Origin of the sequence: Citrobacter sp. Ce006 (assembly GCF_030336535.1) — a bacterium.
GTDB classification, from domain to species: domain Bacteria; phylum Pseudomonadota; class Gammaproteobacteria; order Enterobacterales; family Enterobacteriaceae; genus Citrobacter; species Citrobacter europaeus.
Map to the genome: position 1 here is coordinate 668,000 of NZ_JAOWDO010000072.1, position 22,521 is coordinate 690,520.

The 22,521-nt window shown below is 53.6% G+C and carries 18 protein-coding genes; 7 read left to right on the forward strand and 11 right to left on the reverse strand.

The genetic code is table 11. The features are described from left to right. Positions 1-8: 8 nt before the first annotated feature. From OGV94_RS17505 to cecR, 4 genes are read right to left on the reverse strand one after another with little or no spacing between them, the layout of a single operon-like run. Positions 9-1,142: an ABC transporter permease gene (locus OGV94_RS17505; protein WP_043015682.1), complete on the reverse strand. Its 1,134-nt coding sequence runs from the start codon at positions 1,140-1,142 to the stop codon at positions 9-11. Beyond that, positions 1,135-2,871 (reverse strand): ATP-binding cassette domain-containing protein, encoded by a 1,737-nt coding sequence (locus OGV94_RS17510; RefSeq protein ID WP_043015683.1) that lies wholly within the window; start codon positions 2,869-2,871, stop codon positions 1,135-1,137. The genes OGV94_RS17505 and OGV94_RS17510 overlap by 8 nt, the downstream gene beginning before the upstream one ends. Further along, positions 2,864-3,859, reverse strand: a complete 996-nt coding sequence (hlyD, locus tag OGV94_RS17515; protein ID WP_047412484.1) for a secretion protein HlyD — start codon at positions 3,857-3,859, stop codon at positions 2,864-2,866. Before hlyD ends, OGV94_RS17510 begins: the two co-directional genes overlap by 8 nt. Continuing rightward, complete coding sequence (gene cecR, locus OGV94_RS17520) at positions 3,856-4,533, reverse strand: transcriptional regulator CecR (RefSeq protein ID WP_003035216.1); 678 nt, start codon at positions 4,531-4,533, stop codon at positions 3,856-3,858. The genes hlyD and cecR overlap by 4 nt, the downstream gene beginning before the upstream one ends. Before the next feature lie 221 nt (positions 4,534-4,754). On the opposite strand from cecR, the gene rhlE reads away from it, so the two are divergent. Next, on the forward strand, positions 4,755-6,098 hold the full coding sequence (gene rhlE / locus OGV94_RS17525; RefSeq protein ID WP_043015685.1) for an ATP-dependent RNA helicase RhlE: 1,344 nt from the start codon (positions 4,755-4,757) through the stop codon (positions 6,096-6,098). Positions 6,099-6,165: 67 nt separating this feature from the next. Here the strand turns inward: rhlE and OGV94_RS17530 are convergent, their stop codons facing one another. After that, positions 6,166-6,900 (reverse strand): GntR family transcriptional regulator, encoded by a 735-nt coding sequence (locus OGV94_RS17530; RefSeq protein WP_200000351.1) that lies wholly within the window; start codon positions 6,898-6,900, stop codon positions 6,166-6,168. A gap of 202 nt (positions 6,901-7,102) precedes the next feature. Between OGV94_RS17530 and OGV94_RS17535 the strand changes: the two genes are divergently transcribed. The 5 genes from OGV94_RS17535 (at position 7,103) to OGV94_RS17555 (ending at position 14,484) form a co-directional block, all read left to right on the forward strand. Then, the gene (locus OGV94_RS17535) at positions 7,103-8,455 is read left to right on the forward strand and encodes a class-II fumarase/aspartase family protein (RefSeq protein ID WP_043015686.1); all 1,353 of its coding nucleotides are present in this window, start codon (positions 7,103-7,105) and stop codon (positions 8,453-8,455) included. Positions 8,456-8,488: 33 nt separating this feature from the next. Continuing rightward, positions 8,489-9,910: a DASS family sodium-coupled anion symporter gene (locus tag OGV94_RS17540; RefSeq protein WP_043015687.1), complete on the forward strand. Its 1,422-nt coding sequence runs from the start codon at positions 8,489-8,491 to the stop codon at positions 9,908-9,910. A gap of 177 nt (positions 9,911-10,087) precedes the next feature. Beyond that, the gene (gene dinG / locus OGV94_RS17545) at positions 10,088-12,238 is read left to right on the forward strand and encodes an ATP-dependent DNA helicase DinG (RefSeq protein WP_043015688.1); all 2,151 of its coding nucleotides are present in this window, start codon (positions 10,088-10,090) and stop codon (positions 12,236-12,238) included. 29 nt (positions 12,239-12,267) lie between these two features. Next, on the forward strand, positions 12,268-13,236 hold the full coding sequence (ybiB, locus tag OGV94_RS17550) for a DNA-binding protein YbiB (RefSeq protein WP_043015689.1): 969 nt from the start codon (positions 12,268-12,270) through the stop codon (positions 13,234-13,236). 162 nt (positions 13,237-13,398) lie between these two features. Continuing rightward, positions 13,399-14,484: a malate/lactate/ureidoglycolate dehydrogenase gene (locus tag OGV94_RS17555; RefSeq protein WP_100194131.1), complete on the forward strand. Its 1,086-nt coding sequence runs from the start codon at positions 13,399-13,401 to the stop codon at positions 14,482-14,484. Between the two features lie 96 nt (positions 14,485-14,580). Here OGV94_RS17555 and ybiJ read toward each other — a convergent pair whose 3' ends face one another. The 5 genes from ybiJ to mcbA form a co-directional block, all read right to left on the reverse strand. Continuing rightward, the gene (ybiJ, locus tag OGV94_RS17560; protein WP_003831561.1) at positions 14,581-14,841 is read right to left on the reverse strand and encodes a DUF1471 family protein YbiJ; all 261 of its coding nucleotides are present in this window, start codon (positions 14,839-14,841) and stop codon (positions 14,581-14,583) included. Between the two features lie 300 nt (positions 14,842-15,141). Further along, complete coding sequence (locus OGV94_RS17565) at positions 15,142-15,408, reverse strand: DksA/TraR family C4-type zinc finger protein (RefSeq protein WP_003035233.1); 267 nt, start codon at positions 15,406-15,408, stop codon at positions 15,142-15,144. Positions 15,409-15,483: 75 nt separating this feature from the next. Beyond that, complete coding sequence (ybiX, locus tag OGV94_RS17570) at positions 15,484-16,161, reverse strand: PKHD-type hydroxylase YbiX (RefSeq protein ID WP_047412476.1); 678 nt, start codon at positions 16,159-16,161, stop codon at positions 15,484-15,486. Positions 16,162-16,204: 43 nt separating this feature from the next. Beyond that, the gene (locus tag OGV94_RS17575; protein WP_043017870.1) at positions 16,205-18,490 is read right to left on the reverse strand and encodes a catecholate siderophore receptor Fiu; all 2,286 of its coding nucleotides are present in this window, start codon (positions 18,488-18,490) and stop codon (positions 16,205-16,207) included. A 294-nt stretch (positions 18,491-18,784) separates the two neighbouring features. Further along, on the reverse strand, positions 18,785-19,045 hold the full coding sequence (gene mcbA / locus OGV94_RS17580) for a DUF1471 family periplasmic protein McbA (RefSeq protein WP_213731987.1): 261 nt from the start codon (positions 19,043-19,045) through the stop codon (positions 18,785-18,787). A 210-nt stretch (positions 19,046-19,255) separates the two neighbouring features. On the opposite strand from mcbA, the gene rlmF reads away from it, so the two are divergent. Next, on the forward strand, positions 19,256-20,182 hold the full coding sequence (rlmF, locus tag OGV94_RS17585; RefSeq protein WP_043015693.1) for a 23S rRNA (adenine(1618)-N(6))-methyltransferase RlmF: 927 nt from the start codon (positions 19,256-19,258) through the stop codon (positions 20,180-20,182). Here the strand turns inward: rlmF and ybiO are convergent. Next, a complete protein-coding gene (gene ybiO, locus OGV94_RS17590) occupies positions 20,179-22,416 on the reverse strand; it encodes a mechanosensitive channel protein (RefSeq protein ID WP_043015694.1) in 2,238 nt (745 codons plus the stop codon). The genes rlmF and ybiO overlap by 4 nt on opposite strands. Positions 22,417-22,521 lie beyond the last annotated feature (105 nt).

Below are 22,521 nucleotides of genomic sequence, written 5' to 3' on the forward strand. Positions count from 1 at the left end.
CCGTCCCCTTAATCCAGCCGACGTTTGGTTTTAAGCCACGTCAGGCCGATAAACATTACTGCCGAAGCGATTAAAAACAGCACGTTGACAATCAGCACTACCGGAATATTTCCCGCCAGAAACAGGCTTTGCAGGGTGCTGACGAAATAACGAGCCGGAATAATGTAGGTCACCGCCCGAATAATCGCGGGCATGCTGTCTATCTGGAAGATAAAACCCGACAGCATAATCGAGGGCAGGAAGGCGGCATTCAGCGCGACCTGCGCGGCGTTAAACTGGTTGCGAGTGATGGTGGAAATAAGCAACCCCATGCCGAGCGTACTGAGCAGAAACAGGCTGGTAATAAAAAACAGGATCAGCAACGAGCCACGATAGGGCACGCCAAGAATAAACACCGATACCAGCATACACAGCAGCATCGCCAGCATGCCCAGAAAGTAATAGGGGATCAGTTTGCACAGTAGGAGTTCGACGCGGGTGACTTCGGTAGACAGCAGCGCTTCCATGGTTCCGCGCTCCCATTCGCGTGCCACCACTAATGAGGTGAGGATGGCGCCAATGACCGTCATTATGATGGTTACTGCCCCAGGAATAATAAAGTGCTGGCTGATGGCCGCCGGGTTAAACCAGTAGCGGGTCTGCACATCGATCAATGGCTTGAACGATTCTCCACGATCTTCCGCCCGCTGTTGCTGCCAGATTTGCCAGATGCCTTCGACATAACCCTGCACAAAGTTGGCGGTATTCGGCTCACTGCCGTCGGTAATCACCTGGATCGGCGCCACGTCGTTGGGCCGCGCCATCTGCTGGGCGAAATCCACAGGGATCACCACCAGCCCGCGAATGCGCCCGGCCTGCATTTTCTCAATCAGTTCCTGACGGTTATCGCTGATGGTGGCGTCAATATAGGGCGAACCGGTCATAGTATGGGTAAAATCCAGCGCCTCTTCGCTTTGCTGTTCGAGCAAAATCCCTACCCGCAGCTTGCTGGAGTCGAGGTTGATCCCGTAGCCGAAGATAAACAGCAGCAGCAGCGGGATCACCACCGCAATCAGCCAACTGCTGGGATCGCGGACGATCTGGCGCGTCTCTTTTACGCACAGCGCACGTACGCGACGCCAGGAGAGAGCGGAGTTACTCATGCGTATGCTCCTTATCCCAGTCATTGATTAGCGTAATAAACGCCTGCTCCATGGTCGGATCCGGCGTGTCGCTGTCGGCAGCCTGAGCTTTCAGGTCGTCCGGCGTACCGCTGGCAATCAGTTTGCCGCGATACACCAACCCGATGCGATCGCAGTATTCCGCCTCATCCATAAAGTGGGTGGTCACCATCACCGTGACGCCTTTTTCCACCATGCTGTTGATATGCAACCAGAACTCGCGGCGGGTGAGGGGATCGACCCCGGAAGTGGGTTCATCAAGGAACAGAATGTCGGGTTCATGCATCAGTGAGCAGGCCAGCGCCAGACGCTGCTTAAAGCCCAGCGGCAATTCGTCGGTGGCGTGGGAGGCGATGCTCTTCAGGCCGAATGCCTCGCTCATACGGTCAATTTTCTCTTTCTGCGCCCGACCGCGCAGGCCGTAGACACCGGAGAAAAAGCGCAGATTCTGTTCAACCGTCAGGTTGCCATACAGGGAGAATTTCTGCGCCATATAGCCCAGATGCTGACGCGCTTTGCCGGAGCTGACTTTCAGATCCATATCCAGCACCAGCGCTTTGCCGGAAGTGGGGACCAGCAGGCCGCACATCATTTTAAACGTGGTAGACTTACCGGCGCCGTTGGGTCCTAACAGACCAAAAATCTCGCCGCGCTGCACGGCAAAGTCTACGTGGTCGGTAGCGGCAAAATCGCCAAATTTCTTGGTCAGCGCTTTGGCCTCGATCACCGTTTCGCCAGGCGTGCCTTCCACGGTATGCAGGATAGCCCCCAGCGGGGACTCTGATGTTCCGGCCCCACCGAGTAAATCGATAAAAGCATCTTCGAAGCGCGGCGCAGTTTCGTTGATGGTTATCTCCGGCATGCCGTCAGCGCGTTGAATCTGCTGAGCTGTAGCCTCTTTTTTCAGGATTAAACGGACTGATTTCCCCTGAATCATCCCATCGCTGACCTGCGGCAGTTTTAATGCGCGTTGCAGCAGCCGGCGGTTGTTTTCCTGCGGACTGCTCATCAGGAAGCTGCGACCCGCCATGGTTTGCGTAAGCTGAGTGGGATCGCCCTGGTATAATAATTCCCCTTCGTTCATCAGCAGCACATCACGACACTGTTCAGCCTCATCCAGATAGGATGTACTCCAGAGGATCAGCATGCCGTCCCCGGCCAGTTCGTGGACCATTTGCCACAGTTCGCGACGGGAAATAGGGTCGACGCCGACGCCTGGCTCATCCAGCAGCAATACTTTGGGTTCGCCGACCAGCGTACAGGCAAGCCCGAGCTTCTGTTTCATGCCACCGGAAAGCTTGCCAGCCAGTCGTCCGGTAAACGGCCCCAGCGAGGTGAATTCCAGTAGCCGGGCAAAGGTTTTTTCTCGCGTTTCACCGGTGACGCTGCGCAAATCAGCATAGAGATTGAGGTTCTCCATGACCGTCAAATCTTCATACAGACCAAATTTCTGCGGCATATAGCCGAGCACTGCATGCAGCGCGCTGTCGTCTCTGATGGGATCAAAACCAATCACCGCAGCACTTCCGGCATCGGGTTTTAACAACCCCGCCAGCATTCGCATCAGCGTAGTTTTGCCCGCGCCGTCGGGTCCGACAAGTCCGGTCACGTAGCCCGCATGGACGGTGCAGTCGAGTGGGGCGACAGCCGGTTTTTCCATTCCGGCAAAGTTTTTCGTCAGCCCTTTAAGCGTAATGACGGCGTCATTCATGCCGTGCCTCATCGGCAAACTTAATTGTTACCGGCATTCCCTGGCGTAGCGCATCGTCCGCGTCGGTGACGACAATTCGCAGTCGATAAACCAGGTCGGTGCGCAGGTCAGGGGTCTCAACCGTTTTCGGCGTAAACTCGGCGGTAGGGGATACGAAGCCGATTTTACCGTGATACGGTTTGTCCGGGCGACCATCGGTATAGAGCTGGATTTCTCGTCCTGGCTGCGCCTGGCTCAGATTTCGTTCGTCAACGTAGGCGCGAACCCATACCGGACGCGTGAGCGACAGCGTCAGTACCGTGCCCCCTTCGTTCAGCATGCTGCCGGGTTCAACCGCACGGGTGAGAAGCGTGCCATCTGACGGCGAGGTCAGCGTGGTGTCATGCAAATTAAGCTCTGCCTGCGCCAGCTCGGCCTGGGCCTGTTCGAGCGCGGCTTTTGCCTGTTCGATGTCCTGTACACGATTACCGCTGCGATATTGCGTGAGCTTATCCTGCGCGGATTTCAGTGAGGCCAGCGCCTGATCCCGTGATGAACGGGCGTTTTCCAGATCGTTGGCGGAAATGGTGCGGCTTTTCCACAATCCTACCTGCCGATTGTAAAAGTTCTGCGCGTAATCATAGGCCGCCTGCGCCTGTTTGACAGCCGCCGCGGTTTGCGCGATCTCTTCTTCGCGATATCCTGCCAGCATCAGATCGTATTGCGCCTGCGCAGCGGCAACATTGGCTTTTGCCTGCATTAATGCGTTTTCATACGGCGCGCGATCCAGTTCGCCCAGCACCTGACCGGCGGTAATCGCATCGCCTTCGTCAACAGCCAGCGAGGCCAGCCTGCCGCCGACGCGAAAACTCAGGTTGACGCTACGGATGTCGACATTGCCGTACAGCGTCAGGCCGTTATCTTGCCGGCTTTGATACCACCACGTTCCACCGGCAATCACGGCAACGAGGGCCGCGATGACCAGCCCGAGAACGACAGGTTTTTTCATGACTCCAGACTCCTTTGCGTTAAACCTTGCAGAATAAGATCGATGTGACAGGTGATCGTTTGGTCAATCAGCGCGGTTTTATCCTCATCAAATTGTGACCAGCCCGTACGCAACAGAATGGTTTCTTTCCCCAGACGAAAGGCCAGCACTTCGCCGAGTATGGCGTGGGTGTGCAGAATCATTTGGGTATCGTTGGCATCGCCGCCGGTATAGGCGGCAATCAGGCGTGTCAGGTGTGTATGCAGCGGATTGATAACCTGGTCGTGCACCAGTTGATAAGCCGCGGTGGGGGAAAGCTGTTCACGCGAGATAAATTTGCTCAGGTTAACGGTGTCGTCCTGAGTTAACAGCATGATCATATTTTTGCAGGCGCGCAGGATCAGTTCGCGCATCGCGCCGCGATCAGGCTCCGGCTGCGCAAACAGACGCTCGGCTTCTTCAGCGTGCGGGCGAAACTGTGAGCCGATAAAATCTGCAATCCACTGGGCGCAGGCGAGATATAAATCCTCTTTTGAGCCAAAATAGTAGGTGATGGCCGCAATATTTTGCCCGGCCTGAGCGGCGATATCGCGCGTGGTGGCATGCAGACCATACTCGCCAAACTGCGCCAGCGCGGCGGCAATGAGCTGATTTTTCGCCTGTTCACCTTTGGTTGTCATGGTGGGTGTATTCATGGCCCAACTCTAATCTTAATCAATCGATTGATTAAGATTATGACTGATGTGCAACCTTGTCCAGTCCAGACCGTTATTTTCCTGCACAGGGATAATTTATGCGGCACATCACAAAAACTGCTACACTCCGCCCCTTCATGACATTGTGGTTTTTGTCATCTCTATTATATGTATCTCCCTGAAAACGACACCGGTAACGGTCAGGGTGGTTCGGAGTTGTTATGTCTTTTGATTCCCTTGGTTTAAACCCTGATATTTTACGTGCCGTTGCCGAGCAGGGTTACCGTGAACCTACCCCTATTCAGCAGCAGGCGATCCCTGCCGTGCTGGAAGGCCGCGATCTGATGGCCAGCGCCCAGACCGGCACGGGGAAAACGGCAGGTTTTACCCTGCCGCTGTTGCAGCACCTGATTACTCATCAGCCGCATGGTAAAAGCCGTCGTCCGGTTCGTGCGCTGATCCTTACGCCAACCCGCGAACTGGCAGCCCAGATTGGCGAAAACGTCCGTGATTACAGTAAGTATCTGAATATTCGCTCGCTGGTGGTTTTCGGCGGCGTCAGTATTAACCCGCAGATGATGAAGCTGCGTGGCGGCGTGGATGTGCTGATTGCCACTCCGGGTCGTTTGCTCGATCTGGAGCACCAGAATGCGGTGAAACTGGATCAGGTTGAAATTCTGGTGCTGGATGAAGCTGACCGCATGCTGGATATGGGCTTTATTCACGACATTCGTCGCGTTCTGGCGAAATTGCCGGCAAAACGTCAGAACCTGCTGTTCTCAGCCACGTTCTCTGACGATATCAAGTCGCTGGCCGAAAAGCTGCTGCACAATCCGCTGGAAATCGAAGTGGCGCGTCGTAATACCGCGTCCGAGCAGGTGACTCAGCACGTTCATTTCGTAGATAAGAAGCGTAAACGCGAACTGTTGTCGCAGATGATAGGTCAGGGCAACTGGCAGCAGGTGCTGGTGTTTACCCGTACCAAACACGGTGCGAACCATCTGGCGGAACAGCTGAATAAAGACGGTATCCGCAGCGCGGCGATCCACGGTAACAAATCTCAGGGAGCGCGTACGCGTGCGCTGGCTGATTTTAAATCCGGTGATATTCGCGTGCTGGTGGCGACCGACATTGCCGCGCGCGGCCTGGACATTGAAGAATTGCCGCATGTGGTGAACTACGAGTTGCCAAACGTCCCGGAAGATTACGTGCACCGAATTGGTCGTACCGGTCGTGCGGCCGCTACTGGCGAAGCGTTGTCTCTGGTGTGCGTCGATGAACATAAGCTGTTGCGCGACATCGAGAAGCTGCTGAAAAAAGAGATCCCGCGTATTGCAACGCCAGGCTATGAGCCAGACCCGTCCATCAAAGCCGAGCCGATCCAGAATGGTCGCCAGCAGCGTGGCGGCGGCGGCCGTGGTCAGGGTGGAGCAGGGCGTGGCCAACAGCCGCGTCGTCAGGATGGCGGTGCGCCAAAAGCGAAACCGCGTAGCGGCGAAGGCAAACCGGCAGGCGACAAGCCTCGTCCACCGCGCCGTCCGCGCAAACCGTCTACAGCGCAGTAATTCCCTTACTGTATGGCTGTATAAACACGCTATCCGGTCTACACACTGTGTAAGCCGGATAGGTCAATCACTCCCCCGAATTTTGCGATTTCAGCACGATCGAGCAGGTATATCGTCCTGCCGGGTGAATCGAAATCGTCGTCTCAAATACTTTCCCGTTCCTGTCCAGATAACGACGCACAATTCTCATCGCTGGCGAATCAGGCGCTACATTGAGAATCTTTGCCACCTTTTTGGGCACTCCGACAGCCGTAATTGTCTGATGCACCTCATGACTTTTGATACCGTAATGCGTTTCGATCAAATCGCTGATTAATGAGTGTGGATCGTCACGGATGTACGTGCGCAACTTGGCGTAATCCGTGCTGGCATAGCTGTCCGTCCAGCAGATTGGCGCGTCGGGGTTGTGCGCATCTTCGCGAGTGCTGGCAATGTGCAGCCATCGAGAACCTGGCGGGCAGCCAATCATCTGGGACAACTCTATGTCCGCCACAATCTCATCGATTTTCTTGATGACGCGCAGATTGTTTTTGGCCAGCAGCAACAGATCCTCAAGATGCGATAGCGGGTGATTGACGCCGTTCGCCTTAGGTTCGCAAACGCGAGTACCCGCACCTTTACGCCGTGAAATCAGACCTTGCTCTGTTAATTCCCTTAACGCCTCACGCATGGTGTGGCGGCTGACCTGCCATGTTTCGCACAGTTCCATTTCCGTAGGAAACAGCGAGCCGGGGGCGAAGGTTCCCACCGCAATTTGCTGCGCCAGTTCACGTGCTATTCGCTTGTACAGAGATTCTTTCATCGCAGTTTCATCAAAATATTAGTGATCTTTATCACGAAAATTTGTACGGACTATTCCCTACATTTCTTATGAATACTATAAATGTCCGTACATTTAAATGTACGGACATTTTGTTATGTCTGGACATTGTGGCGGTGTTTGGGCATTCAACAAACTGCCGTAAACACGCATCTTATCATTATCAGATTTTCCAGGGGGATTTATGGCTTCGAATGTACTTGATTCTGTTCTATTCAGGGATTCTTTCGGTACACCGGCGATGCGCGCGGTGTTTGACGATCGCGAACTGGTGCGCAAATACGTGGAAGTGGAAGTGGCATTAGCCAAAGCCCAGGCACGCTGCGGTGTGATACCCGAGGCTGCTGCGGTGGAAATTGCTGAAAAATGTAATGCCGACACGCTCGATTTTGATTTATTGCGCCATGAAACCGAAATTGTGGGTTATCCGATCCTACCGCTGGTCCACCAGATTTCTAAACAGGCTGGCGAGTCCGGCGGTTATGTGCACTGGGGGGCAACCACTCAGGACATTATGGACACCGCAGTGGTCCTGCAAATTCGTGATGCTTTTGCGCTCATTGAATCCGATATGGACAAACTCCGCGCCACGCTGGCCGATCTTTCACGCCGCTACCGTGATACGCCGATGGCCGGGAGAACCCATTTACAACAGGCTTTGCCGGTGACATTCGGTTACAAAGCGGCCATCTGGCTGGATATGTTTGAACGCCACGCGGAACGTCTTACCCAGGCGCGTCCTCGTGTATTGGTTGGCGAATTTGCGGGGGCGGCCGGTACGCTGGCATCGCTGGGGGATAAAGGGCTGGCGGTACAAAAAGCGATGATGGAAGAGCTTGGTCTGAATGTTCCAACCTCCACCTGGCACGTCGCGCGTGATGGTTTTGCCGAAGCGGTGAACCTGTTAGCGGTGATTACCGGGTCGCTGGGTAAGATTGCCTACGACGTAATGCTGCTGGCAGCTAACGAGTTTGGTGAGCTGTATGAGCCGTTTGTTAAAGGGCGTGGCGCCAGCAGTACCATGCCGCAGAAACGCAACCCTATTTCCAGCGAGCTGATGCTGGCCTGTGCCAAAGGTGTTCGCCAACAGGCAGGGTTGATGCTTGATGCGATGGTACAAGATCTGGAGCGTGCAACCGGGCCGTGGCATGCCGAATGGATTGCTATCCCGGAAAGTTTCGTTCTCAGCGCGGGGGCGTTGCATCAGGCCAATTTTATGCTGGCGGGGCTGGTGGTCGATGAAGCGGCGATGAAACGTAACCTCGGTATGACCAACGGATTGATTGTGGCTGAGGCAGTCATGATGGGATTGGCCCCGTACATTGGTCGTCAGGATGCACATGACGTGGTGTACGACGCCTGCCGTATCGTCAACGAACAGGGGGGGCGATTGGCTGATGTGCTGAATGCGATGCCCTCTGTCTCTGAACGACTGGACCCACAGTTGATTGAAAAACTGACCGACCCGGCAAATTACCTTGGAATGGCACCGGCGATGGTGGATCAGGTATTAGCAAGATATATGTCGCGGAAATGAACGTTCTCGGGCTAACGGAATAAGGATATTTTTATGTCAACGAATTCTGTCACGGGAAAATCCATTCTGTCGTTCCTGATACCGCTGGCGATAGGCGCGATCGTTTGGTTTTATCCCGTACCTGATGGTCTGACGCCTCAGGCCTGGCATATGTTCGCGATATTTGCCGCGACCATTGCCGCCATTCTTACTCAGCCGCTCCCTTCGGGGGCGGTGATGTTGGTTGCACTTTGTGTGGTTATTTTCACCAAAACATTACCAGAGGCAAAGGCGCTGTCAGGGTTTGCGTCCGGTACGGTATGGCTCATTTTCTGTGCCTACGTCTTGTCTCTGGGGTTTGTAACGTCAGGACTGGGGAAACGTATCGCGTATAAAATGTTATCGCTCTTTGGTGGTAGCAGCCTGGGTATCGCTTACTCACTGGGGGTTTCCGATCTGATTATGGCCCCGGCAATGCCGTCAGTAACCGCGCGGTCCGGGGGCATTATTTTTCCCATCACTCGTTCCATCAATGATGTATTGGGTTCCGCTCCAGGGGTTACCGGCAAGCGCATTGGCGATTTCTTAACCATGGTGTGCTTCCAGTTTACGCCGATTACCGGGGCGATTTTCCTCACCGGGATGGCGGCGAATCCGCTGGTAGCCAGTCTGGCTAAATCGTCATTGGGTATAGAGATAACCTGGGGCGGATGGTTTATTTCCGCAGTGGTCCCTGCGATGGTCTGTTTCTGCCTGATGCCACTTCTGGTTTACAAGTTATTGGATCCCGAGCTTAAGCGTACGCCAGAGGCAAAAGCGATGGGTAAGCAGGCGCTCGGTGAACTCGGTTCGATGAGCAGCAATGAGAAAAAGGTTGCATTTGGGTTTGTGCTGGCGCTGGTTGGCTGGGGCACTAGCTTGATTACTGGATTGTCTGCCACATCTGTCGGACTGGGGCTGGCTGCTTATCTGTTCGCCTCGGGTGCCGTTAGCTGGAAAAGCCTGCTTAATGACCATGCGGCATGGGATACGGTAATCTGGTTTAGCGTCATAATTAGTCTGGCGACCGGACTTGCCGATCTGGGCTTTATTAAATGGATGACCGTAAAGCTAGGCAGCGGTATTCAAGGGTTTGGCGCGATCGAGTCCTTTATTGTCCTGGGGATCCTTTACATTTACGTCCATTATCTCTTTGCTACGGCTACCGGGCACGTGGCTGCGCTGTATGCCCCTTTCGCGGCCACGGCGATCGCTGCAGGTGCGCCGCCGATGATGGTCGCTATTTGCTTCGGTATCTTTAGTAACCTGATGTGGGGGAATACCGAGTATGGCGGCGGACCTGGCCCTATTTATTTTGCCCAGGGCTATTTTGAACGGCCGCGCTTTTACAAGATTAACCTCTGCGTGGTGACGGCAAATGTGATCATCATTTTTGCCGTGGGCATGCTGTGGTGGAAGCTGCTGGGGTACTATTAATCGACACATTTATTCGGCCTGCAATGAACCAGGCTGTAGGCCGGATAGCATGTAAGCCGCCATTCGGCAATTTAAGTCAAAGCTGCGAAGCGCTTTCCAGAATGGGGGAAAAAGGTACATTCAACGACTGAAATGTGCCACAATAGTGGCTGTTTATACAGTACTTCAGGTTTTCTCATGGCACTAACGGCTGCGTTAAAAGCGCAAATCGCCGCCTGGTATAAGGCGCTTCAGGAACAGATCCCCGACTTTATCCCCCGTGCGCCGCAGCGGCAGATGATTGCTGACGTTGCGAAAACACTCTCCGGGGAAGAAGGGCGACATCTGGCGATTGAAGCGCCGACCGGGGTGGGGAAAACTCTGTCTTATCTGATTCCCGGTATTGCCATAGCGCGTGAAGAACAAAAAACGCTGGTGGTCAGTACCGCCAACGTCGCTTTGCAGGATCAGATCTACAGCAAAGATTTACCGCTGCTACGCAAAATTATCCCTGACCTGCGTTTTACCGCCGCGTTTGGTCGCGGACGCTATGTCTGTCCGCGTAACTTAGCGGCGCTGGCCAGTACCGAACCCAATCAGCAGGATCTACTGGCCTTTCTCGACGACGATCTGACGCCCAATAACCAGGAAGAACAAAAGCGCTGCGCCAGGCTAAAAGGCGATCTCGACAGCTACAAGTGGGACGGGCTGCGCGATCACACCGATATCGCTATCGACGACGGACTCTGGCAACGCCTGAGCACTGATAAAGCCAGCTGTCTGAACCGTAACTGTCACTACTATCGTGAATGCCCTTTTTTTGTTGCCCGCAGGGAGATTCAGGAAGCCGAAGTGGTGGTTGCCAACCACGCGCTGGTGATGGCGGCCATGGAAAGCGAAGCCGTTTTGCCGGAGCCGAAAAACCTGCTATTGGTGCTTGATGAAGGCCACCATTTGCCCGACGTCGCGCGCGATGCGCTGGAGATGAGCGCAGAAATCAGCGCCCCCTGGTACCGACTGCAGTTGGATCTGTTTTGCAAATTAGTGGCTACCTGCCTGGAGCAGTTTCGGCCAAAAACCACGCCTCCGTTGGCGAATGCCGAGCGTCTGAATGGTCACTGTGAGGAACTGTATGAGCTGATTTCCTCGCTCAATAACATTCTTAATCTGTACATGCCCGCTACCCAGGAGGCGGAACACCGCTTCGCGATGGGGGAGCTACCTGCGGAAGTGATGGAGATTTGTCAGCGTCTGGCAAAACTAACGGAAATGCTGCGCGGTCTGGCGGAACTGTTCCTCAACGATCTCAGCGAAAAAACCGGCACTCACGATATTGTGCGTCTGCATCGGGTTATTTTGCAGATGAATCGGGCGCTGGGCATGTTTGAGGCACAAAGCAAATTGTGGCGGCTGGCATCGCTCGCGCAATCATCAGGCGCGCCGGTGAGTAAATGGGCGACGCGCGAGGTGCGTGACGGGCAGATCCACGTCTGGTTTCACTGCGTGGGGATCCGCGTGAGCGATCAGCTCGAACGACTGCTGTGGCGCAGCGTACCGCATATTATTGTCACTTCCGCAACGCTACGCTCGCTCAACAGCTTCTCGCGTCTGCAGGAAATGAGCGGCCTGAAGGAAAAAGCAGGGGACCGGTTTGTTGCGCTGGATTCACCGTTTAATCACGTTGAACAGGGCAGAATCGTCATTCCGCAGATGCGCTACGAACCGCTAATTGAAAACGAAGAGCAGCATATCGCGGAAATGGCCGCCTATTTCCGCGAACAGCTGGAAAGCAAGAAGCATCAGGGGATGTTGGTACTCTTTGCCAGCGGCCGGGCGATGCAGCGTTTTCTGGAGCACGTTACCGATCTGCGCCTACTGTTGCTGGTTCAGGGCGACCAGCCGCGCTATCGTCTGGTGGAGCTGCACCGCAAGCGGGTGACCAACGGCGAGCGTAGCGTGCTGGTTGGGCTGCAATCTTTTGCCGAAGGTCTGGACTTGAAAGGCGACCTGCTGACTCAGGTGCATATTCACAAAATTGCTTTTCCGCCTATCGACAGCCCGGTGGTGATCACCGAGGGCGAGTGGTTGAAAAGCCTGAACCGCTACCCCTTCGAGGTGCAGAGCCTGCCCGCGGCGTCGTTCAATTTGATCCAGCAGGTAGGGCGACTCATCCGTAGCCATAGTTGCTGGGGAGAAGTGGTTATTTATGATAAGCGTTTATTGACCAAAAACTATGGCAAGCGTTTACTGAATGCATTACCCATATTTCCGATAGAGCAACCTGCTGTGCCAGACGTTATAGTAAAACCAAAAGAAAAAGCGAAACCCACACGCCGCCGTCGGCGTTAACGACGCGAGCAACAGGCAAGGAGTTAACGATGGATTACCGCAAAATCATTAAAGAGATTGGGCGAGGAAAAAATCACGCGCGTGACCTGGATAAGGATACTGCTCGCGGACTGTATACCCATATGATGAACGGCGACGTACCTGACCTTGAAATGGGCGGGGTACTGATTGCGCTACGTATTAAAGGCGAAGGCGAAGCGGAGATGCTGGGCTTTTACGAAGCGATGCAAAACCACACCATTCGCCTGACTCCGCCGGTAGCGAAACCCATGCCGATTGTCATTCCCAGTTACAATGGCGCGCGCAAGCAGGCGAATTTGACTCCGCTGCTGGCGATTTTACTGCATAAGCTCGGCTTTCCGGTGGTGGTACATGGCGTCAGCGAGGATCCAACCCGCGTGCTGACAGAAACCATTTTCGAGCTGATGGGAATTGCGCCGACGCTGCATGCCGGGCAGGCGCAGGCAAAGCTGGATGGTCATGAGCCGGTGTTTATCCCAGTGAGCGCGCTGTGTCCTCCGCTGGAGAAACAGCTGGCGATGCGCTGGCGAATGGGCGTGCGTAACAGTGCGCACACGCTGGCTAAATTAGCCACGCCGTTTGCTGAAGATGCCGCGCTGCGTCTTTCCAGCGTGTCCCACCCGGAATATGTTTCGCGCGTGGCGAAGTTCTTCGGCGATATCGGTGGGCGTGGCCTGTTGATGCACGGTACCGAGGGCGAAGTGTATGCCAACCCGCAGCGCTGCCCGCAGATAAGTCTGATAGATTCATCCGGTGTGCGAGTGTTACAGGACCGACAGAGCGAGATGCCTGATGAGCCGGTACCGCTACCGGTAGCAAAAGACCCGGAAACCACCGCGCGCTGGATTGAGCGTTGTCTGGCTGGCAGTGAGCCTGTTCCGGCATCGTTGAAAATCCAGATGGCCTGTTGCCTGGTGGCAACCGGTGAATCCGCCTCACTGGCTGAAGGACTTGCCCGCGTCGAGCAAAGTTTCTAATTAATTTGTTATCCCGACGGGCCATTTACCAGGCCTGTCGGTTCTCTCATTTCAGCAACGTGAAATTTCTGCACGTTTATTGACCTCCGGAGCGCCGTGGCGCAGCATAGTTTGTTGAAAAATAAGAAACACAACAAACACGCGACACAACAGGAGATAACAATGAACAGTGGACATCGCTTCCATGTGCCAACGCTGCACGCCTTTATCCAGGCCGTTTTTCATCAGATGGGAAGCAATGAGCAGGAGGCGCGGCTGGTGGCAGATCATCTGATAGCCTCTAACCTTGCTGGTCACGACTCCCACGGCATTGGCATGATCCCAAGCTATATTCGCTCATTCTCACAAGGGCACCTGCAGATCAACCGTCATGCCAAAGTGGTCAAAGATGCGGGAGCGGTGATAACGTTTGACGGCGACTGTGCGTTTGGTCAGGTGGCGGCGCACGAGGCAATCACGCATGGAATCGAAAAAGCGCGCCAGTACGGTATCGCCGCCGTGGCATTACATAATTCGCACCATATCGGACGCATTGGCTACTGGGCGGAACAATGTGCGGCGGCAGGTTTTGTTTCGGTGCACTTTGTGAATGTGGTAGGTATCCCGATGGTCGCACCGTTTCATGGCCGCGATAGCCGTTTTGGCACCAATCCCTTCTGCGTTGTGTTCCCGCGTAAAAATACTTTCCCGTTGTTGTTGGACTATGCGACCAGCGCCATCGCGTTTGGCAAAACCCGTGTGGCATGGCATAAGGGCGAACCGGTGGCACCTGGATGCCTGATTGACGCAAATGGAGTGCCCACAACCGATCCTGCCGTAATGCAGGTTTCTCCGCTGGGGTCGTTACTGACATTCGCCCAACATAAGGGTTATGCGCTGGCGGCGATGTGCGAAATTATGGGCGGGGCGCTTTCTGGCGGTAAAACAACACATGAAGAAAGCCTGCAGACCAGCGCGGATGCCATCATTAACTGCATGACGACCATCATTATAAATCCTCAACTGTTCGGCGCGCCGGACTGTGATAACCAGGTTGCGGCATTTGCTGAGTGGGTGAAAGCGTCTCCGCATGCTGAAGGTGCCCCGATCCTGTTACCAGGGGAGTGGGAGGTGAATACGCGTGAGGAACGGCTGGAGCAAGGTATTCCGCTGGATGCCGGGAGCTGGAAAGCGATTTGCGAGGCGGCGCTGCAAATAGGGATGCCAGACGTCGTGTTACAGGAGTTCCGTCAACGACTGGAACACTAAGCAAAAAAAGCCCGTCCAGTGGCGGACGGGCAAACAAAGGGTAACAAACAGGGTCAATGAGGGTTGGAGCATTGGGTCGTACAGGTAATTTCTCGGTTATTTATAGATAACCGCGGTGCCGCTCATTTTATCTTTGCCGATAGCGGAAGTGATGCTGTATCCCGTTGCGCCAGCAGCATTTGCTTTCTCAGCGAGTTTGGCTTCCAGGCCGTCCAGCGTAGTGGCGCCGTCAGCAGATACCACACCAATTTTGTTCATGTTTTGTGCCTGAGTAGAGGAAACCGGCTCGGCAGCGAAAACGCCAAATGACAGGGTAGACAGAGCGATGGCGGCAACAGCAAATTTGATATTTTTCATGATTAATTTCTCGCAGGGTTGTTCTGTTAGTCAGTGTTCTTTAAGAAGACGTTGTTTCGTCGATGTGAGAAGTATCACGTTTTTTTATGCGAGATAAAATCGAATAGAATTGACGGCATCAATCAAAAAAATTGAATGACAAATAACTTATTGAATATTAATAAATTCGAAAGAGGGATTTACAGTTCTTGTCATTGCGCTTTACAGAGACACCGACAACGGCACATTTTGCTACACAGAGTGCAAAAAAGCGTGCTCGTAAAAGAAATTGTATACGCTAAAGCTTTTGGTAAAGATAAGTCAACGTAGCTGGCTGTCTTTTGAACCTCTGCGATTATATCCTGAAAATGCCGCACTATGTGAATCTTTATCCTGTTGGCAAGTGATGCACAAGCGTACGCCTGGCACGGCCTCACGTCTGGCCTGAGGGATAGGATTGCCACATTCTTCGCATTCATACAGACTTTCCCCCGTCGGTAATTCACCGCGGGCGCGGGCTACAGCATCTTCAATAGTATTGTTGATCTGTTCGTTAACCGCGTCGTCATTTGCCCATCCGGATGCCATGCTTACCTCCTGCTGATGTCTACAGAATAAGTATAGCGAATGTGATGGCTGAAAAACGACCACGCGTTACCACTATCAGATTTCAGACCATTCGCGCAGCAGGTTATGGTAGAGATTGAGAAGCGAGAGGATCTCGCTACTCTCCCCATGACGTGTTTTCAGGGACTGGATGTTTTTATCCAATTCAAAAAGCATGGCGCGATTTTTGTCGTCACGGATCATCGACTGGATCCACATAAATGACGCCACACGAACGCCTTGGGTCACCGGTGTGACGCAGTGCAGGCTGCTGGAAGGGTAAAGCACCAGATCGCCCGCCGGCAGCTTTACCGCATGCTGGCCGTAGGTATCATTGACCAGCAGCTCTCCTCCTTCATAATCATCAGGATTACTCAGGAATAAGGTGGCGGAAAGATCTGTGCGCATCCAGCCGTTTTCCGGATGGCTACGCACCGCGCCGTCAACGTGAAAACCGTAAGTCTCGTTGTCCTGGTAGCGATTAAACAGAGGTGTGGAGAGTGTTTTCGGTAATGCTGCGGCGAAGAATAGTGCGCTGCTATTCACCGCAGTTTGTACCGCCTGTTGTAAAACGCCATAACGCGCACTTTGCGTATCCACCTGCTGGTTGTTTTTAACCTGTGCGCCCTGAGCGCCGGTGGTTGCACGGCCATCAACCCAGTCGGCAGCGTCCAACTGTTCGCGAAACCAGGCAACATCCTGCGCTGTCAGAACGCCGGGAATGTGGTACATCATCAGTGTTTCTCCTGAAAGTGGGGCTGACGCCCCACGTAAAAGATCAGAAATGCATATTTGCAGTGAGCAGGAAGGTTCTTGGCTCGCCCGGATGGTAACGGTATCCGCTCTTGTTAATGGAGGATACGTAATCGGTGTCGAACAGGTTATAGACGTTTAGCTGGAAATCGAGATTGCGATTCACGCGATAGCCCAGTTTGGCGTCGGCGACCCAGTAACCTTCAGTGTAGGATGGCGTACCGACCGCACCGTCGGAACCGCGATGCATGCTGCCCACGTAACGAGCGCCCGCGCCAACAGAGATATCATCGGTAGCCTGATACTGGTTCCACAGCGTGAACGCATGTTCAGGCGTATACGGCAGGGATGAAGACCCATCCTGAGCAACGTTTTTACCATTGTGGATGGTAGCGCGTTGCTGGGTGTAGCCACCAATAACCTGCCATGCGGGGGTGATGTTGCCTGCTACCGAGAGCTCGTAGCCTTCAACGCGTTTCTCTCCGTACTGGGAATATGTTCCGTCGTCGTTCTGCTCAACTTCGTTTTCAATATCCGTGCGGAAAATCGCGGCGGTTAACAGCAGGCGCTTATCCAGCACCTCCCATTTGGTGCCGATCTCGCTGGTTTTCGCTTTCTGCGGTTTGAAATCGGTACGGTTCGCACTGTTACCGCTGCCGCCCTGGGCAAGAGCAAAGTTGCTGCCGCCTGGCGGTTGCTGAGAAACGGCATAGTTGATGTACACGTTACCATTATCGGTCAGGTGATACAGCGCACCCGCTTTCCAGTTAACCAGATTGCCTGATTTGGCTGTATCCACAGTGGTGACCGGGGAACCTTTGACCACACCTGTCGGGCACGCGACAGCGCCACGCCCGGAGGCGCCGCAAGCGGTGGCGCTGTCATATTCAGTGCGGTAATTGTCGAGGCGAATACCACCGTTTAGCTCAAACTCACGGGTAACTTGTAGCGTATCAAAAGCGTATATACCGAAGGTATCGGTTTGTCCGTTAGCGTTGGCGCCGTTACGCGACAATCCGCCGATATTCACATTGCTGTCGGGATGATAGATATTCACCGGTGGTGGGGTGATCGGCGCCACGCCATAATTGGTTTGCGTTTCGCGCGTTAGCTCCACGCCGGTACTGATGTCGTGACCGATGGATCCCGTGTAAAACTTTGAGGTCAGATTAGTCTGGTTGGTGAGGATTTTATTGCTGACATCTTTGGTATTTGCCAGGCGTGACCAGGTCCAGGTATCGACACTACTGGTTGGTTGAGTGATGTTAGACGCGCCGCCCATCACCGCCGTCATCAGATAATCTTGTTTAATACGCGACCAGCGGGTGGTGTTGCGAATAGTGGTGCTGTCGTTCAGGTCATGTTCAAAACGCATCGTTGCGGTATCGGTCGTCGAATCGTCGTAATCCGAGTTGGTGCCGTAGAAGTTATGCGTATCTACTTTTCCTGAATGATTCAGTGCAGAAGTCCCCGCGGATGGTGCGGAATACCCCGGCAGGCCAATGGTAGGGATACCGCCATCCGGCGTGTTGTGCTGGGTGACATGAAGATAGTTCAGGTACAGTCGGTTCTCAGTCCCTAAGCCAAAAGCGAGAGAGGGGGCCACACCATAACGTTCATTCTTAACATTATCGCGACCCGCATCATGGGTTTTTTCACCCATCAGGTTTAAACGTGCGGCGGTGGTCTCGCCGATGACCTGGTTAATGTCCAGCGTACCACGACGGAACCAGGCGCTACCGACGCTGGCTGACGCATCGATCCCGGAATCGGTGCGCGGCTGTTTGCTGATCATATTGATGGAACCCGTCGGCGCGCTACGTCCATAGTCGGTACCGGAAGGACCTTTGATCACTTCCACCTGTTCTGTATTGAAGGTGTCGCGCGTGACGCTGCCAATATCACGAACACCGTCGATATAAATACTGTTCGAGGTATCCGCACCACGCATGTAAACCGCGTCGCCTGTGCTGGAGTTTCCGTTCTCACCGGCAAAAAATGCGCCAACGCCCGGTACGTTTTTCAGCGCATCGGTCAGATTTGTTGCGCCTTGATCCTTAATCACCTGTTCAGAAATCACCGTCATGGTGCGGGTGGTATCCGCCACCGGGCGGGAGAATTTAGGATCGGCAGACTGCGTTGGGGCGTACAGCGAAGGTTTGGCCGCTTCAACAACCAGAGTGTCTTCTTGTTTTTTATCCTGATTGCCCGCGGCGACAGCCTGAGCTACCGGGGACAGACCAATGCACAGACCGGCAAAAAAAGTCAGTGAGTGAAAACTACTGGACGGCAAGTTGCGATTTTTATCCATGTTAATGAGTGACTTATTATTGTTTGAGTAAACGGTTTCACTCGCGCGAAGGGACATCTCTATGGATGTTATACCCTGCAGGCCTCGCGGAAGTGGACTTGTAATTGATAATGATTTTGATAAGCATTACTAATCAGTGCGACGTTTTAGCATTCATTACTTCAAAAATAAATACATTTGTTTACATTGGATTCAAAATTACTACACGGTGATTACAATTCGCACCGGGAATGACGTGAATTGCGGACAGCTAACTGCATTCGGGATGAATGCAGTTGGGCTAAGGTGAGGGGGTTACTTATAGATAGTTGCGGTGCCGTACATCTGGTTTTTACCGCCCGCAGAATTGACGACAAAGCCTTTGGCGCCTTGCTCTTTCGCTTTCTCAGCCAGCTTGTCTTCGAGATCGCTCAGGTTAGAGGCGCCGGTAGCGAAAACTGTGCCGGAAGCCTGTAGCTGACCGATAGCAGGGCTGGTGTAGGGCTGTGCAGCAAAGGACGCAAATGTCATGCCGGTCAGGACGGTAGCGGCAAGTAATGTGAGGCATTTCTTCATAGTGATATCCTCTGAAAAACAACAGGTGTGCCTGATAAGTTTAGGTCGTCAGCACAGGACATTTACCGCAAAAAACTGGTGAAGACCTGTCTGTTTTTTGAACAATTGGCAAGGCATTAAACAGGCGTGAAAAATCAAATTTCCTTGTTGCATGTGTTTACCGCGTGGCGTTATGCGGGTATCTTACGCCGCTGTTAAAAGGAGAATGCTATGTCCGCCCAGAAACCGGGATTACACCCACGCAACCGCCACAACGGCCGTTATGATCTTGCGACTTTATGCCAGGTTACGCCCGAGCTGACGCAATTTCTCACCCTCACGCCCGGCGGCGAGCAGAGTGTTGATTTCGCGAATCCGCAGGCAGTGAAGGCGCTCAATAAAGCACTGCTGGCGCATTTTTATGCGGTGAAACACTGGGATATTCCAGACGGTTTTCTGTGCCCGCCGGTTCCTGGTCGCGCAGACTATATCCACCATTTGGCCGATCTGTTGGGTGAAACCAATGGAACCATTCCGGCAAATGCGAGCGTACTGGACGTGGGAGTAGGGGCCAACTGTATTTATCCGCTGATCGGCGTGCATGAATACGGCTGGCGATTCACCGGGAGTGAGACCAGCAACGAAGCGTTTAACAGCGCTCAGGCGATCGTAAATGCCAATCCGGGGTTAACCCGTGCTATTCGCCTGCGTCGCCAGAAAGATGTTACGGCAATCTTCAACGGTATCATTCACAAAAATGAGCAGTATGAAGCCACATTGTGTAACCCGCCATTCCATGATTCTGCGGCCTCAGCCCGTGCCGGAAGCGAGCGCAAGCGCCGTAACCTGGGCCAGGATAAAGATGATGCGCTGAACTTTGGTGGACAGCAGCAGGAGCTGTGGTGTGAAGGCGGCGAAGTGGCGTTCATCAAAAAAATGATCGCCGAAAGTCAGGCCTTTGGACGTCAGGTGATGTGGTTCACCACGCTGGTTTCGCGCGGTGAGAATTTGCCGCCGTTGTACCATGCATTAACGGATGCGGGCGCGGTGAAAGTCGTCAAGAAAGAGATGGCCCAGGGGCAAAAGCAGAGCCGCTTTATTGCCTGGACCTTTATGGATAACGATCAGCGCCGACGTTTTATGGCGCGTAAACGCTAAAGCGTGGGCTCGGTTGGCGGCAGCGGTTCGCTTGCCGTCGATACAGGGCCATTCACCGGTGCAGGCAAGACCTGATACGTCTGTACCGGGGCGCGTATGTTGGCCAAATCGAAGTATTTCTTCACCTGACTGTCGAGGGCAAAACGTACCGTCCACTGCTTCAGCGGTAAAGTAGTAAACGAGACCCTGAGCGTGAAAGCCGTATTGGTTAATCCCACGATCCCGGCAAACGACGGCTCGCCGATAATAAGACCGCGGATATCTTCTTTTTCCATCACCGCAGCAACCGCGTCTTTCAACGCTTGATTCGCTTTATCCGCATCCTCATGACGGTCTACGTCGTAATTGGCGACGACCGATCCAATTCCACGCACAAAGTTGGCGAAGGTCGTTATCGATGACCAGGGAATGATATGGTACGCCCCGGTGTCTTGACGCACACCCACAGAGCGGATGGACATTCGTTCAACCGTGCCGGTGAGTGGGCCGATGGTCACCAGGTCGCCGGTGTTCATACCATTTTCGAACTGAATAAAGATCCCAGTAATAATATCTTTTACCAGCGTTTGCGAGCCGAAAGAAATAGCCAGCCCCAAAGCCCCGGCCCCGGCCAGTAAGGGGGCGATATTGACGCCAATTTCGGACAGCACAATCATAATGGTGATCGTGCTGATTATTACCGCCAGCGCATTGCGAAACAGCGTCAGCAAAGTGCGGGTTCTGGCGCTGGGTAGCGGGCGGCCATGAATATCGGAAGCCAGACGATTTTCAATCAGGCTGGCAAGGATCGTCCAGCCGATGGCGGAGAAGAATAAAATCAGCGCGATACGGATCAGAATATCCACCGTTTTTTCTCCTGCGCCGTAATGCAGCCAGTTCCAGAAGTCGAACAGTCCCCAGGCATTCAATAGCAGCATCACCGCAACGCACACCGTCAGGATCCTGGCCACGCTTAACGCCGTCGACAGCCAGCCATTCAGTCGTTTTTGTAATTCCGGATAGCTGCGCTGGGTGTGTGGCGAAAGGGTAATGGTCTTGGCTATCCAGCGGGAAAACATGCCGGACACAAAGGCAGCAATCCCGATAATCACGAGGCTGCGCAGCGTAGCGCCCATCATGAATTTCAGGCTGTTGCCAGGATCAAACAGCGAGAAGAAAAACAGCACAATGAAGTAGGCGCTGGCCAGCCAATGCCATACCAACGCAAAAGCGCGGATAAACAGGCTGAAGAAAGCTAACGATCTTTCCGCCAGATTCTGTAAATGCTGTGTTATCTCTTTCTTGTTTCTGAAAATCAGGTACAGCGCCCATAGCGTAATACACAGCATGATGATGACGTTTGCCATCGCGCCGACCTGCACGTTGACCTGATTGGAGATAATGGGAACGGCAACGATCAGTCCGTAACCAATCAGACTGCTCAACGAACTCAAACGGCGATTCCAGTAGCGAGCACCAGCATCCTGAATGTTAAACGGGCGCAGTTCGGCCACCGTTGGGCAAAATATCAGACGTAGAATGGCTTTGAAGAATTCAATCAGGGCAAAGGCATTGAGAAACAGGCTTTGCTGAAAGGCGATCGTGCGACTGCCGGCGTTCATTCGGTCGCTCAGTATTTGCCCGACAAACAATGTCAGCGCCAGCAGAAGCAAATCGATAATGAATGCGCCGATTATCATTGCCGGAAGCTGGAGCCAGTTGCTGCGTTCACGGTTTTTCCGTCGTGCCCATTGCCCCATTTTGCGATACAGCGGAAGCGCGCACAGGCGAATCAACCAGAAAAAACCGAACACTGACGCCGCCAGCATTAAAAAATGGGTCAGGGCATTGGTGAAAGTTTGTGGGTTAAAACTCTTATGCGGTGCGTCGGTAATATTACGGTAAAGTTGGGCAAAGCGGCTGGAGAGCGCCTCACCGTAGTGCCGTGTGACATCCGTGACGTTTTCCAGCACCGTTTTTTCTTCTGTTAATGTGGGTGGAACAATGGTTGGCACCGGCTCGGCAGGGGGCGCTGTCGCCACTTTGCGTAACTGATCGATCAGTTCCTGACGTGAGGCGTCATTTTCCAGCACATCCGCCAGTGCGCCGTAGGCCGCTTTCTTCTGTTCAACATCCGGCTCTTTCGTTGGCGCGGTTTGTGCGTTGGTTGACGTTGGCGAGGTGACGCCAGGTATCGTCACCGCCTGAGCCGGAATACTCAGCAGACAAACAAAGATGAACAGGATCCAGCGCATGACTCCTCCCATGAGAAAATAAATTCAAAAGGATAAGTATAGATGTCAGGGCGGGGGAGAAATGAAATGAGAGGATTCTGGTGAAAAACCTCCCTTCGGGCGAAG